The organism is Paenibacillus sp. MDMC362 (assembly GCF_003269305.1).
Taxonomy (GTDB): Bacteria; Bacillota; Bacilli; order Paenibacillales; family Paenibacillaceae; genus Paenibacillus_AQ.
Genome location: NZ_QLYT01000035.1, coordinates 117,648 through 132,207, shown reverse-complemented (window position 1 = coordinate 132,207; position 14,560 = coordinate 117,648). Strand labels below are relative to the sequence as shown.

Genomic DNA, 14,560 nt, shown 5'->3' with positions numbered 1-14,560 from the left:
GTTCTTCTTTTTGTTGCCTTCTTTTTTTCTTATAAGCCCGATAAAAGATCAGAATCCACGCGCCTTCTGGAAAGATGTAACATTAGTCTTAAGCAGGATAAAATGGTTAATTACAACTTTAGGGGTGTGGTGTAGGGTGGATTCGAACCAGTTGGTCAACGTGTTTCGTCATTTTGCTGAACGAGAATGTCCGGGATCCAGTGTGTTCTATGAGTACTTGGCTTGCCATATAGCCGAAGATGAAGAGCTGCTTCAAGTCGCTGCGTTTGTTCCTCCAGGCCAGCCTGTCCCCAATATGCTGTTTGGCGCCGTTCAATATTTGCTGCTGCAGGGTGAGGGTTCGGATCTGAGAGCGTATTACCCCGGTCTAGTGGAGCATCCGAAGGAAATGAGCTCCTGTTATCCCTATTTTCGTTCATTTGTGCTGAAGCATCAGGCAGCCATTATCAGGATCCTGGAGCGTAAACGGGTGCAGACGAACGAAGTCCGCCGCTGTGCGTATTTGTATCCGGTGTTCTGCTCGATCTATGGCAAGGTCCGTAAGCCGCTTGCCTTGGTGGAGCTTGGAACCAGTGCCGGATTGCAGCTGCTGTGGGATCAGTACAGCTACTCCTATGGAGACGCCGTTCGTTACGGCCTAGCGGGGTCGAAGGTTCATATTACATCGGAGATCAGGGGAGGTCGGACGCCGTTTCTGCCAGCTTCCATTCCCCCGGTCGTCTATCGGATGGGGATCGATCTGCACGTGAATGACGTGCGGAACCCGGAGCACTTTTTGTGGCTGCGGTCTTTAATCTGGCCGGGTAATCACGACAGGGTATCCATGCTGGAGCATGCGGCGGAGGTATTGAAGCAGCAGTCCGGGATACAGTTCCGGGAAGGGGACGGGACCGAACTGCTTCCCGATATCGTGAAGGGCATCCCGGAGGAGGCCGTCATCTGCGTATTTCATACGCATGTGGCTAATCAGATCCCGGAGGCATCCAAGCAAAAGCTGCTGCATCACTTGAATGAAATCGGAAGCGTCCGCGATATCGTCCATGTCTATAACAATATGCAGGATGGCGATCTTCATGCGGACTATATCCTTGGGGGCGTGCGAAGCGAGTTTACGGTCGCGCGGACGGACGGGCATGCTCGCTGGTTCCAGTGGCTGTTGTGAAGCGGGAATAGTGCCGTTGGCTAGATTGAAGAAGCACAGCGAATCGTGGGATACCTGCCATTGTTCCATGTGAGGTAACGGCGAGAGAAGCGTTAGAAAGCAGCCGAGTCAAGGCTGTGCGTATGGAAGTCGCCGCTGTTCATCCGGTCTGTTTTTTTCTTGGGCAAGTCTATGTCATAATAGGGGAGATGGAATATTAAGCGCTTAAATTCAAGGAAGCCAAAGGAGGAAGTTGGGATGGATTATCGTATTGAGAAAGATACCTTGGGTGAGGTTAAAGTGCCTGCGGATAAGCTATGGGCAGCGCAGACACAGCGCAGTTCCGAGAATTTCCGGATTGGAACCGAAACGATGCCGAAGGAAATCATTCGGGCGTTTGCGATATTGAAGAAAAGCGCGGCCATTGTGAATGGCAAGCTTGGCAAGCTGGATGCAGACAAAGTGGATGCCATTACGACCGCCGCCGACGAGATTGTGGCCGGCAAGTGGGATGAGCACTTTCCGCTGGTGGTTTGGCAGACCGGCAGCGGCACGCAGTCCAATATGAACGTGAACGAAGTCATTGCGAATCGGGCCAATCAGCTGCTTGAGCAAAAAGACAGCGTCCTGCGCGTTCATCCCAACGACGACGTCAACAAATCCCAAAGCTCTAACGATACGTTTCCGACGGCGATGCACATGGCCGCGGTCGTGGCCGTGGAAGATCATGTGCTGCCCGCGCTGCGCCGCTTGAAGAAAACGCTTGAGAAGAAAAGCGTTGAATATAAGGACCTGATCAAAATCGGCCGCACGCATCTTCAAGATGCCACACCGCTGACCCTCGGACAGGAAATCAGCGGCTGGCACCGGATGCTCGAGAAGTGTGAATTGATGCTGGCTTCCGCCGTAGAACCGCTGCGTGAGCTGGCTATTGGCGGCACAGCCGTCGGCACCGGCATTAACGCACATCCGAAATTCGGAGAAATGACGGCAGCTGAAATCAGCATGCAGATCGGAAAAAGCTACACGTCGGCCAGCAACAAGTTCCATTCGCTGACCAGTCATGACGAGATTGTATTTGCCCATGGGGCGCTGAAGGCGCTGGCTGCCGATCTGATGAAAATCGCCAACGACGTTCGCTGGCTGGCAAGCGGTCCCCGTTCCGGGATTGGGGAAATCTCGATCCCTGCCAACGAACCGGGCAGCTCGATCATGCCGGGGAAAGTGAACCCAACCCAGAGCGAGGCAATGACGATGGTGGTCTGCCAAGTAATGGGCAACGATGCCACGATCGGTTTTGCAGCGAGCCAGGGTAATTTTGAGTTAAACGTCTTTAAACCGGTCATCATCTATAACTTCTTGCAGTCCGCACGCCTGCTGTCGGATGCAATGGATTCATTCGACCAGAATTGCGCGGTCGGCATCGAAGCCAACCTTGACGTTCTCCGTGCGAACATGGAGCGGTCGCTGATGCTGGTGACGGCGCTGAATCCGCATATCGGATATGAGAATGCAGCGGCCATTGCAAAAAAAGCGCATAAAGAAGGGACAACGCTTCGCGAGGCGGCTCTCGCAAGCGGGCTGCTCCGCGGAGAGGATTTTGACCGGATCGTTCGTCCGGAAGAAATGATCCATCCGAAGGAGTAAGGGCTGATGATGGGAGCTTGCTCGGAAAACACGCCTCGGTTGACCCCAAACCCATTTCACCACGGTGAAATGGGTTTGGGTTTTTTAGATTTTTTCTTTTCCCAAGCCCCGCAGCGGTTATAATAGGGTGTCAGGATATTTACGATGATTAACAAACCATTTGCATGAAGGACGGATGATAACTTGAAGAAACATCAATGGATTGCCACGCTGCTCTCTCTCATATGCACCGGGCTCGGGATGTTTTATATCGGGACGCCGGGTATGATTATAGGCGGGATGCTGCTTATGGCGTTACAGGGAGCGGCTTTGTTTATTTTTTTCATGACATTGGGATTTTTGGGCCTGATTATTGGTCCGCTCGCTATTGGACTGCACATTATAGGTCTGATTATACCGGTTATTTACTTCAACTACCGATCACCCAAGAAACCGCTGTTCGACGAGAAGCGGAAGCGCCAACTCTCCTCTCCTTGGAAAATCGTCTTGCGGACGGTGATTGGACTTGCCCTGTTCGCCGGGTCCATCTACGCGGGGTATACCTGGGGATCGGCTCCGTTCATGAAGACGGCCGCCGAGAAACGAGAGGTCCAGGAGGCGGCAGAGTCCTATTTGGAACAGAAGTACAACGAACCTTTTAAAGTTACGGACGTGGACTATACCTGGGCCATCGGCTCTTACAACCTGAGAGCCCATCCGGTACAGTCGCCTGAGCTGGAATTCACGCTTAGCAGCGATGAAGCCAGCCCTCCCGACATATCGAATGATACATATTTGAATCTGCTTTGGGGACAGCAGCTGAGAGACCGGCTGAAACCACTGCTGGCTGAGCTTTATCCGGATCAGGCGTTTGCGAATGCGTATGTTTATGTTAACTCCGATATCGACACGATCGAGCGTGATTATAACCAACTTGCAAATACCGACGGGCATATCAGTCAGAATATCAGTTTAATCGTATTCGCGGATCTGACGGCAGACAATCTGGCGCAAGAGAAGGAACGGGTGCTGGAGCTGATTCGGCGGCTGCCTTCGGTGGCGGTACCGGGGGAGACGGACCTTCACATTGAATATTATGCGGCGGATTTGAAGACACCGGACCGTGTGAAGAAGCTAGAGCGGGATTTTGATATGAATGGGAAACCGAGCACCCATATTTTCAGAGAGTTTGATATTTCGAAAATCACGTCCACGGATGACATTGAAATCATAGGACTGGAATGAGGAGTATGGAAAAATTGAAGGATTGGATTGCCTTTATTCCGATTAAAAGCCAGGCGGAGTTCGTGACTCTGCCTGGCTTTTTTAAGTATTCGTTAGGGGGAAATGGGAGCTTCAGCGCTGGGACAGATGAATGACGCGCCCTTTCTGGGTCTGCTTCATGGTCAGCTTCAGATTTAAGGCTGTGGCCATGTCTCGGACAGGTACGTAGAGGGTGTTCTTGATGAAAAGAGGGCCGTTATACTTGCTCTCATCAAGCTTGCAATGGTCCGATTCCTCAGGGCATAGCTTGGCCGGCTTATAAATGTCGATATCGTTCACGTTCATCTCTTGCGTTGCCCGCCGAACGATCGTATACCCCCATTTATCGTTGCCCCATATCGATACCGGGGGATTGTTCGCTGCCTTCACGTCATACTGATGAAAGTTGTCCAATTCCTCCTTCAGCGTATAGGAAATTTCATACCCCATTGCATCGGCTAAGGACTTGAGCGGAACGTACGCTTTGCCTTTGTGAACAAGAACGTTGGTCATGGGGGTGCCTGCTGCCTTCACGGAATAGTTCTCTGCATCGTTAGCGGCTGCTTGTTCGCTGTTCCAGACCAGCGAAGCGGCCAGCAGGACACTTGTCAGTGCGAACAGCGATATTCTTCTGAATTTCACGATCATCATAACCTCCTTCCGTTTTTTAGAATGGGTATAGGCATCTAAATAAGAGCCTATCTATAATATAAACTCTTTTTCAGGCCGATTGGTTAGCTTAAATCCTGCATATTGAAGCTGATCATAACTACATGCTCACGGTGTTCTTCGCATCCCGATAACCGGATAGTTTATTTACGAAGAACGTGATCAGGAACGAGCAGAGCATGCTGGCTGCCATGGAGATCAGGAAGCCAAAGGTGTTATTCGATGTGATGGGACCGATGAAGGAAGGCACGTAAGCGGTTCCCCGAACGCCGAATAGACCGACGAGCATGCCGCCAAGACCTGCGGAAGCTATCGCTCCGGCAAACACGAGTTTGTTCGAAAACATGAAGGGGTAGGCGGCTTCAACGAAGGTGCCAAAACCCATATTGATGGCAAACCCGGGAGCCGCTACGGCTGCTTCTCCCTTATCACGCGGGGCGATAATGTTTGCCAGCGTGATTCCTGCGGACACCATCACCAGACCGACCATATCGACCGCGCCGAGGAAACTGTTGCTTGTTGTCTCCATCTCCAGCAGTACAATCGGCAGGATGGCCGCATGGTAAACGCCGCCAATGATCGCGGGCCAGATCAGCAGGCCGGCAATCAATCCGGCTATAGCCGGGCTCCAGGAGACAAGCGTTTCGATCAGGAAGCGGATGCCTTGCCCTGCACTCAGCGCAATCGGTGCAATAAGGAAGTAAACCAGCAGACCGGCAATCAGCCCCGATATACCGCCTGCAACAATGTTGACCGTGGTTGCGGGAAAACGCCACTCCACGCACTGACGGAATATGTAATGGACGATGATACCTGCGCCAATACCGCCAATGATGCCTCCGATAATGCCTCCCTCGACGGAGAGGACACCTGCCACGATGCCTGCCACGATGGATACCTCGTCCAGTTCGGATACCTGTTTGGCTGCGATGACAGCAACGATGACCGGCAGCGCCTTGATCAATAGATCAAACACTTCAGTCAGCGGGGATAACCCCGGGATTTTGCTGACAGCGAGGATCAGGGCCATGCCGATAAACCCGGGGAGGGATGCCATCATAATGCCCCGAATATTGATGCGCCGCCATGGCGAAGAGCTTCCGGACGCTCCGTGAAGGTTCGCGGCTGCATTTCCGATGACCGGCCGATACGTAAGCCGCCAATGCTTGCTGAGGGAAGTGACAAAGGTGACCGCGCGGGTTCGGTTGGTGGTTCCGGTGGTACCCGAAGCGGCGATGACATGCGCGCCTTTGGTCTGTATGATGGCCATGGAAGTTCCGCCAGTACCGGTCACCGGCAATCGGAACTTGGCAGCAGCCTCTATGGCGTGCCGGTTGCTGCCCTCAGGATCGGCACTCATAACGATGATGCCGTCAATCTCGCCGAGTTCAATCTGCTCGGCAATCTCCCGGTCCAGCCGTTCTGCTGCCTGATTGACCTGTTGAAGGGTGCCTTCGGCAATAACCACGGGCTCTCCTTGAGAAATGTTCCAGCTGTAAAGCGCGGCAGGCGATGTATCCTTGGCTGCATCCATGGAGACCTGGGCAGCGATAAACTGCAGTGCCCCGCAAGACAGACCTGCGCTCTCCAGCTGCATCAATATTTCATCCAGCAGCTTGCGCGGGTCTTTGCCGCCGAGATTGTACAGATTGCCGCCGCTGCTTCCAATGATAGCGATTTGACGATTCATGATTTGCTGCCCCCCCATATGTATTAAACTAGATTATTTCTATATTACAGCAGAGTTATAACTTGTTAAAGTGTTAAAATGTCATTACGATATACGAAAAGCCGCCATGCATAACCCGGTAAAGGCTGCATGGCGGCTTGGCTAAATCTGTTATCTATTCGTTGTTTTCGCTTGCAGCTGCGAAGGCAGCTGCTTCTTCCGCTGCTGATTCGGCTGTTTCTTTAACAATTTGCAGCTTCGTGTAGCGGTGGGTCTTCTTCTCGATGATGGTAAACGTCAGTTCACCGTAAGTCCATGTATCGCCTTTGGCAAGCTCGGAGTTATGTCCGTACAGCCAGCCGCCGATCGTATCCAGGTCATCGGTGCTCAGGTCGATGTGAAGCAGATCGTTGATCCGGTTAATGGATACCTTGCCGTCGGCAATAATGCGGTTCGGCTCAGGCTGGGTCAACTCGCGTTCTTCATCCTCGTCGAATTCGTCGCGGATTTCGCCGACGATCTCCTCGAGAATATCCTCGATCGTGATCATCCCCGAGGTGCCGCCGTATTCATCGATCAGGATGGCCATATGCGTGCCTTCCTGCTGCATTTTCCGAAGCAATTTCTTGATCGGTATCGCTTCGGATACCGTCATGGCCGGATGAATCAGCTTGGTCAAGTCGATGTTGGAATTGTCATCAAACTCCAGAAAGAACTGCTTGGTGTTCACCATGCCGACGATCTGGTCCTTGTCACCGCGTACAACCGGAAAACGGGTGTACTGCTCGCGCTTGATGATCTGCAGATTAGTGGCAAGCGGCTTATCGACATACAGGCAGATCATATCGGTACGGGGTACCATGATCTCTTTGGCAAGCATATCATCAAAAGCAAAAATTCGGCTTACATAACCGTATTCGGCTTGATTGATCTTTCCACTCTCATAGCTGTCGCTCAGAATCATGCGGAGTTCTTCTTCCGAGTGAGCTTCCTCGTGCTCACTGGCGGGATGCATGCCGAACAGACGAACGATCTTGTTGGCGGATCCGTTCAGCAACCAGATGAACGGGTACATGATCCGGTTAAACCAGATAATAGGTGTCGCACAGAGGAACGACACGGCTTCCGCTTTATTAATAGCAATCGTTTTCGGCGCTAGTTCACCAATAACGACATGAATATAAGTCATGATAATAAATGCAAGCAAAAACGAGATTAGCGATCCGACGGCCGCAGGAATTGCAAAGCTATCAAACACCGGGTGAAGAATTTTCTCGATGGTCGGTTCCCCGAGCCAACCAAGACCGAGCGCCGTGATGGTAATTCCCAGCTGACACGCGGACAGATATCCATCCAGATTCGAAGTTACCTTTTTGACGGCAAGCGCGCCTTTGCGCCCTTCCATTACCAATTGGTCTACCCGGCTGGGGCGAAGTCTTATGATAGCAAATTCTGTCATAACGAAAAAAGCGGTAGCTGCGATAAGCACAGCGACTAAGAATAAATTTAAGCCTATACTGTCATCCAAACAAAACACATCCTTTTTTATCTGATCCGAATTAGTTTTTTATTAACCATCACTTACTATGCATGGCTGTCAACATAATTCGACCGGAATTTTAAAGGGTCTAGTTTCATGTGCTTTAGGAGCAGAAACATATCGGTATCCGTGCGGCATGTAACGTTATGCAAGGAAAGCAGAGACACATGGTATTTTGACTCCAGCATCAACCGAACGGGTTCCGGGCTCTTGGGCACCGGCGTTGGCGATGGAAGAGTCCCTTCTGACGCTTCCATTCCCTGCGTAGCAGCAGCGGAATCGGTAATGTCCACCAGGGGGACATGGGTAAAGGAAGAAATCAGAAGAAGGCCAAGTGTTGAACATATAATTCTGTTTATCCTTCGTATGGGGTCCAAGTCGGATCGTCACTCCTACAATTCATAATCGATTTGTTCATAAAAAATATATGGCTTAATTGTCAGCGTATGAGTATGAGTCATTTAAGTTGTTGTACGTAATTTCACCACGAACGCGGGTTTCAAAACAAGGTATATTGCTATTAATAATAAGAAAAAGTAAGCCAGTATGTCAAATAACCGTCGCCCTCGGGTGTGAAAAACCTTTATGCATCAAGGATTTCCGGCGATTTTCTGCCAAACACAAAAAAGGACAACTCTCCGATTATCCGAAAGAGTTGTCCTATTAAGCCACGGTCTATTTATGGTATGGCAGCTGTCTGATATAGCTGTCCGACAGATGGAGCAGCTGCAGCGCGCGTTCGAATTCTTCCTTGGTCGCCTGGGTCTTCTTCTCGTCCGCGTTCGGAAGCGGATGCTTGGTTCCATCCTCAAAGCCGATTCCCGGGATGTATAGGGTCGTATTGTTTATAAAGGTACCGGAAGGAAGGTAATACCGTTCCGGCAGCAAGTTATTATCGGTGTTGTTTAACAGATCCTGGCCGAAATGAAGCTGATTGTCCATCGATACGCCGAGCAGGTTAGCCACCGTTGGCATGAGGTCGATCTGCCCGCCGACTTGCTCCTTCACTTCCGGCTGAAGGCCTTCTCCATGGATCATAAGCGGGATATTAATCATATCGCCGGAGTTATAATCACGGCCATAAATTTCGTGCATCAGCTCTTTATCCTTGTTGTCCAAGGAATAAATCGGCAGTCCGAGGTGGTCTCCGTAGAGAACAATCAGGCTGTTATCCCACACGCCGTCTTTCTTCAGCTGCTCAATGAACTTACCAAGCGCATCGTCGGCGTAATTCTGCGAGCGGATATAGTCGCCGACGAAGGTGCCTTCATACCGCTCCGGCAGCGTCATCCGATACTTATTCTCAGGAATCGTGAACGGATGATGAGCCGACATGGAAATGACATGGCTGTAGAACGGTTTATCGGCTTCGTCCATCTTCTTCAGCTCGGCTGCGGTTTTGGAATACAGAGCATCATCCGAAGCGCCAAAGAACAGCTTATCTTCATCGCCGAAGAATGCTTTATCGTAATATCGGTTGAAACCGAGCGCCTTGTACAGCTCTCCGCGGTTCCAGAACTCCACTACATTGGTGTGGAAAGTGGCAGTATCATAACCTTCCCCTTGCAGCAATCTCGGCAGGCTCGGCAGAACTCGGTCCGCATAATGCTGCGTTGCCGCTCCCCGCGGTGGAATGTAGAAGGATGTATTCACCACAAACTCGGCATCCGAGGTATTACCTTGGCCGACATTCTGGTAGAAGTTCGGGAAGTATAGGCTCTCTTTGGCGAGTTTGTTCAAGTTAGGCGTAATTTCTTTACCATCAATGTTCAATCCGATCAAGAACTTCTGGAAGGATTCCATCTGGATAATGATCAGGTTCTTCCCTTTGGCTGCACCCGAGAGCAGGGCTTCCTGATCAGCTGCTCCGAGTCCTTTCAATTCGTTGACTTTATCCTGCGTGATGGTCTTGGCATCCACGAGCTCTTTGTTCTCCTGCTGGAAAATCGTATAGGCCTCATAGTTAAGAATACCCATCTCCTGGGCCTTCACGATTTCGTTCATGCTTGCGCGGTTCGGCATAATCTGGAACAGGCACAGCATTAAAGAGACAACGAAAACAATAGGGATTATCTTGCGCTTTTCTTTCTTGGCATGCCGAACCTTCCACTTTTTGACGCGGTCACTGCGCCATAGTAGAAAGAACATACCGATGATATCCGTGAAAATCAGCAGGTAGTAAGGGTCCATTAAGGAGAATACGCTATTGCTTACCGCGGTTACCTGATTGACCTGCTCCAGCGCGTGATACGTAACAATGACACCGTAATATTTATAATACATAATGGCTGCGAAGAATATGGCGGTCAGCAATAAGTTAACACTCATATAGGCAGCGAGCTTTCGCTTGGAAGCGAACCATTCGATTAAGCTGAATGCAAGCCAAATAAAAGGAATTTCGGTAATGAGCGGCTTCCATGGCATGACATCATCAAAAATGACCACCCATGCCAGGTAGCTTTTGAGCAGCATAATGACAGAGAAAAATATAAAAGGCTTCGTAATCGTTAACCGAAACCGCGAGGTGGAAAACACCTGTATCGCCTTCCTTTCAATGCCGCGGCATACCTAATTCTAAAACTCCAGCGGCCATTCGTTATTTAAGAATCGATAGACGTTATTCTTACTGTTGATATACATTCCGTATACCATTTATTTTACAAAACTAATGAACAGAACTTATTATGACCTCTTCGGAGGAGGTTGTCAAAGAGTTAAAGTAAGTCCCCGTGCTTCTTATAACAACATAAAATAGACAGCCCAAAAAACCGGCCATCGCCGGTTTTGTCAGGGTTTCGCAATATTAATAAAGAAAGGACATAATCAGTGGTGCGGTTCCGAGGGTGAAGAGAGCGGCGACGATCATCGAAATGCTGGAGATCGTCCCCGAAAGGGAGCTGAATTCGAATGCCTTGGAGGTGCCGGTTCCATGGGCGCTGGTCCCAAACAGCACACCTCTTGCGATATCGCCCCGAATCCGGAAGATCCGCATGACCGCCGGACCGATCATGGAGCCTAGAATCCCGGTCATAATGACAAAGACGGCAGTCATGTTCGGCACCCCCCCAATGACCTCCGAGACGTTCATGGCAATGGGCGTTGTTATGGAGCGCGGCACGAGACTGGTGGCGAGCGAGCTGTTCAGGTGCATCCATTTTGCGAGAAATGCAGAGGATATCATCGCGAGTACCGATCCGGTCAGCACGCTGAGCATAATTTCGGCCGCATGTTTTTTAAGGGTTTGGAAATTTTTGTACAAAGGCACGGCAAAAGCGATCGTAGCCGGTCCAAGCAGCTTGCTGATCCACTGCGCCCCTTCATTGTATGATTCATAGGATACCCCTGTTTGTGTCAATATCACGACAATTAGTACAGGAGTGATAAGGAGCGGTGATAAATAGACCTTTGGCAGGCGGCGATACAGTTTTTTGGCCCCCCCATAAATCCCGATCGTTAACAATAAGCCGAGAATTACCGTCAACAGGATGCTCATGATGTTTTTCGCTCCTTTCTGGATGAGATGAAGCCGGCGGTTAGTCCCGAGCTAACCATCACTATGACGGTGCTGAACAAAACCACGGCTAGAATCTGGAGCCCTTCGGCTTCCAGCATCGGGAAATATTTCATGATGCCGACGGCAGCAGGGATGAAGAACAGCAGCAATTCGGCGAGCAGCCAATTGGCGCCAAGTTCGATCCATTCCAGTCGGAGGATTTTGGTTTCGAGAAGTATAAATACAACAACGATTCCGAGAATGCTGCCCGGAATTCCTATATTCAGCCAAGCGGCCAGTTGATCCATCCCTAAGGAGAGAAGCATGAAACCGGCCACTTGGAGCGTTCCTTTCAACATGTTGATCATGACCGGCCTCCTTTATTTTCATTGTTAATGAAATTTTACAACGATAATTTTCATAGGTAAAATGCATATATCGAATGATATGCATTCCATTTATCTATACATAGAAGAAACCGGAGGGAGCATCGGATGGATATACGACATCTGGAGTATTTTCTTGAGGTAGCGAGGAACCAAAGCTTTACCAAGGCCGCCGAGAAGCTGTATATTACGCAGCCAACGATCAGCAAAACGATTCGCAACATGGAGGACGAGTGGGGCGTAACCTTGTTTTATCGGCAGGGCAAACGAATTGAGCTGACGGACGCCGGTCATATCATGTATCAGCAGGCTCAGCAAATGGTGGATTCCTTTCAGCGGGTATCGGCCGAGCTGGAGGATCTTATGAACCTGAAGCGCGGCCATCTCCGTATCGGGCTTCCGCCTATGGTGGGTTCCAGCTTTTTCCCGGAGGTGATCGGGCAGTTCCACCGGGAATATCCGAAGATTACCATTCAACTGATTGAAGATGGGGCGAAGAAGGTCGAAGCGGATGTGGAAAGCGGTCAGACGGATATCGGCGTCGCGGTGCTGCCGGTCAATGAGGATGTATTCCACTATTATTCCTTTGTCAAAGAGAAGCTGAATTTGCTCGTCCATCCTTCTCACCGGCTCGCAGACAGAGATCATGTGCACCTGAATGAGCTTTCCGACGAGGCGTTTGTGTTGTTTCGAGAGGACTTTACGCTGCATGACCGGATTATCCGCGAATGCGTCAGCGCGGGCTTCGAGCCAAGGGTGGTCTATGAAAGCTCGCAGTGGGATCTCATCAGCGGCATGGTGGCAGCCAATCTGGGGATCGCATTGCTTCCGGAGACGATCTGTAAGGAAATCGATTCTTCGCGCGTGACGATACTGCCGCTGGATAATCCCTCGATCCCCTGGCAGCTTGGGATGATCTGGAGGAAGGACCGGTACCTGTCCTTTGCCGTCAGGGAATGGATCAGCTTTACCCGCTCCCTCCTGGGCGAGCATGAATAAGTTTGTTATAAATTGTAGGGCGTTTCATACATTTTCACTCCTTGGACATAATATCCATAGTAAAGAGAACCAATTTACAAGCCTTATATCCAAGGAGGAATGACATTCGTGAGTGACCAAGATTATGATGCTAATAACGGAATAAACCAAGAACGGGCAGGATACGCCGAGAATCGGGGCGAGACGGAGCGGGAGGATACGCTGACTAATCGTCAGGGGCATCCTATTTCGGATAATCAGAATGTGAGAACGGTAGGGAATCGGGGTCCGATGACCCTGGAAAATTATCATTATCTGGAGAAAATCACGCATTTTGACCGGGAACGCATTCCGGAACGCGTCGTGCATGCTCGGGGTGCTGGAGCTCACGGTTACTTCGAAGCATATGGGAAAGTGGGCGACGAGCCCGTTTCGAAGTATACCCGAGCCAAGCTGTTTCAGGTTGAAGGCAAGCGCACACCGGTGTTCGTCCGGTTCTCAACCGTCATCCACGGTGCCGGCTCACCGGAAACGCTTCGGGATCCGCGCGGGTTCGCCGTGAAATTTTACACGGAGGAAGGCAACTGGGATCTCGTCGGCAACAACCTGAAAATATTCTTTATCCGCGATCCGCTCAAATTTCCGGATATGGTCCATGCGTTCAAGCCCGATCCAGTATCCAACGTTCCGGGTCCTGTCGGCATGTTCGATTTCGTCTCCCGTTCCCCGGAAGCGACGCATATGATCACATTTGTCTTCTCCCCATGGGGCATTCCGGCTAACTACCGCCAAATGCAGGGCTCTGGTGTGAATACATACAAATGGGTCAATGCAGAGGGCAACAGCGTGCTGATTAAATACCACTGGGAGCCGCTCAAGCAAGGCATTAAGAACCTTACCCAGGAAGAAGCAAGCAAGATCCAGGCCATGAATGACAGCCATGCGACACAGGATTTATATGAGGCCATTGAACGCGGGGATTATCCGGAATGGGAGCTATGCGTTCAGATTATGAGCGATGATGAGCATCCGGAGCTGGAATTCGATCCGCTTGATGCTACCAAGCTGTGGCCGGCGGATCAATTCCCGTTCCTGAAGGTAGGCAAAATGGTGCTGAACCGCAATCCGGAGAACTACTATAACGAAGTGGAGCAGGCGGCTTTCGGCACGGGCGTGTTGGTGGATGGGCTTGATTTCTCGGACGACAAGATGCTTCAAGGTCGCACATTCTCGTACTCGGATACCCAGCGGCATCGGGTGGGCACCAACTATCTGCAGCTGCCGATCAATGCGCCGAAGAAGCGGGTCGCTACTAACCAGCGCGGCGGGCAGATGTCTTATTACGTGGATAAGGCACCTGGGCAAAGCCCGCATGTGGATTACGAGCCGTCCATGACCGACGGTCTGGTGGAAGCCGCTCAGACAGCGAAGCCGCATCAGCCGCATTATAATGCCAACCTCGTCCGGCAGAAGCTGGACCGTACGCTGGACTTCAAGCAGGCCGGGGATACGTACAGAGCCTTTGAGGATTGGGAGCGAAACGAATTGATTAGCAACCTGGTGGGTGCGCTTATCCAATGCGATATTCGGATTCAAGACAAGATGGTGGAATATTTCACGAATGCGGATGAGGAGTATGGACGCCGCGTGCGGGAAGGACTCGAGCAGGCCAGAAAGGGCTCGAACGAGAACGTACGGGAGCAGGCGGTAGAGGATGCAAACCGCATGGGCCATGAAGCGGATCCTTACTAATATTCGCTAGACCGAAAGCGGACCCCAGGTTATGATTTGCTAT

Annotated in this window: 11 protein-coding genes; 5 read left to right on the top strand and 6 right to left on the bottom strand. The window is 50.8% G+C overall.

What is annotated here, in order from left to right; genetic code table 11:
- Positions 1-136 precede the first annotated feature (136 nt).
- From DP091_RS18300 to DP091_RS18290, 3 genes are all read left to right on the top strand, one after another.
- Positions 137-1,162, top strand: coding sequence for a DUF2332 domain-containing protein (locus DP091_RS18300; protein WP_113059639.1), 1,026 nt, complete (start codon positions 137-139; stop codon positions 1,160-1,162).
- A 237-nt stretch (positions 1,163-1,399) separates the two neighbouring features.
- On the top strand, positions 1,400-2,788 hold the full coding sequence (fumC, locus tag DP091_RS18295; RefSeq protein WP_113059638.1) for a class II fumarate hydratase: 1,389 nt from the start codon (positions 1,400-1,402) through the stop codon (positions 2,786-2,788).
- A gap of 183 nt (positions 2,789-2,971) precedes the next feature.
- Positions 2,972-4,012 (top strand): hypothetical protein, encoded by a 1,041-nt coding sequence (locus DP091_RS18290; RefSeq protein ID WP_113059637.1) that lies wholly within the window; start codon positions 2,972-2,974, stop codon positions 4,010-4,012.
- 111 nt (positions 4,013-4,123) lie between these two features.
- Here DP091_RS18290 and DP091_RS18285 read toward each other — a convergent pair whose 3' ends face one another.
- The 6 genes from DP091_RS18285 to DP091_RS18255 all read right to left on the bottom strand — a co-directional run bounded on the left by DP091_RS18285 (position 4,124) and on the right by DP091_RS18255 (position 11,769).
- Positions 4,124-4,678: a hypothetical protein gene (locus DP091_RS18285; protein WP_258394611.1), complete on the bottom strand. Its 555-nt coding sequence runs from the start codon at positions 4,676-4,678 to the stop codon at positions 4,124-4,126.
- Between the two features lie 121 nt (positions 4,679-4,799).
- Positions 4,800-6,389 (bottom strand): PTS sugar transporter, encoded by a 1,590-nt coding sequence (locus tag DP091_RS18280; RefSeq protein WP_113059635.1) that lies wholly within the window; start codon positions 6,387-6,389, stop codon positions 4,800-4,802.
- Positions 6,390-6,543: 154 nt separating this feature from the next.
- On the bottom strand, positions 6,544-7,896 hold the full coding sequence (locus DP091_RS18275) for a hemolysin family protein (RefSeq protein WP_113059634.1): 1,353 nt from the start codon (positions 7,894-7,896) through the stop codon (positions 6,544-6,546).
- Positions 7,897-8,583: 687 nt separating this feature from the next.
- Positions 8,584-10,443, bottom strand: coding sequence for an LTA synthase family protein (locus DP091_RS18265; protein WP_113059632.1), 1,860 nt, complete (start codon positions 10,441-10,443; stop codon positions 8,584-8,586).
- A 268-nt stretch (positions 10,444-10,711) separates the two neighbouring features.
- A complete protein-coding gene (locus tag DP091_RS18260) occupies positions 10,712-11,401 on the bottom strand; it encodes a CidB/LrgB family autolysis modulator (RefSeq protein ID WP_113059631.1) in 690 nt (229 codons plus the stop codon).
- A complete protein-coding gene (locus DP091_RS18255) occupies positions 11,398-11,769 on the bottom strand; it encodes a CidA/LrgA family protein (protein ID WP_113059630.1) in 372 nt (123 codons plus the stop codon). Before DP091_RS18255 ends, DP091_RS18260 begins: the two co-directional genes overlap by 4 nt.
- Before the next feature lie 126 nt (positions 11,770-11,895).
- Between DP091_RS18255 and cidR the strand changes: the two genes are divergently transcribed.
- Together cidR and DP091_RS18245 are read left to right on the top strand one after the other, a co-directional pair.
- Entirely contained in the window at positions 11,896-12,786 is an 891-nt protein-coding gene (cidR, locus tag DP091_RS18250; protein WP_113059629.1) for a cidABC operon transcriptional activator CidR, read from the top strand.
- Positions 12,787-12,894: 108 nt separating this feature from the next.
- Positions 12,895-14,517: a catalase gene (locus tag DP091_RS18245; protein WP_113059628.1), complete on the top strand. Its 1,623-nt coding sequence runs from the start codon at positions 12,895-12,897 to the stop codon at positions 14,515-14,517.
- Positions 14,518-14,560 lie beyond the last annotated feature (43 nt).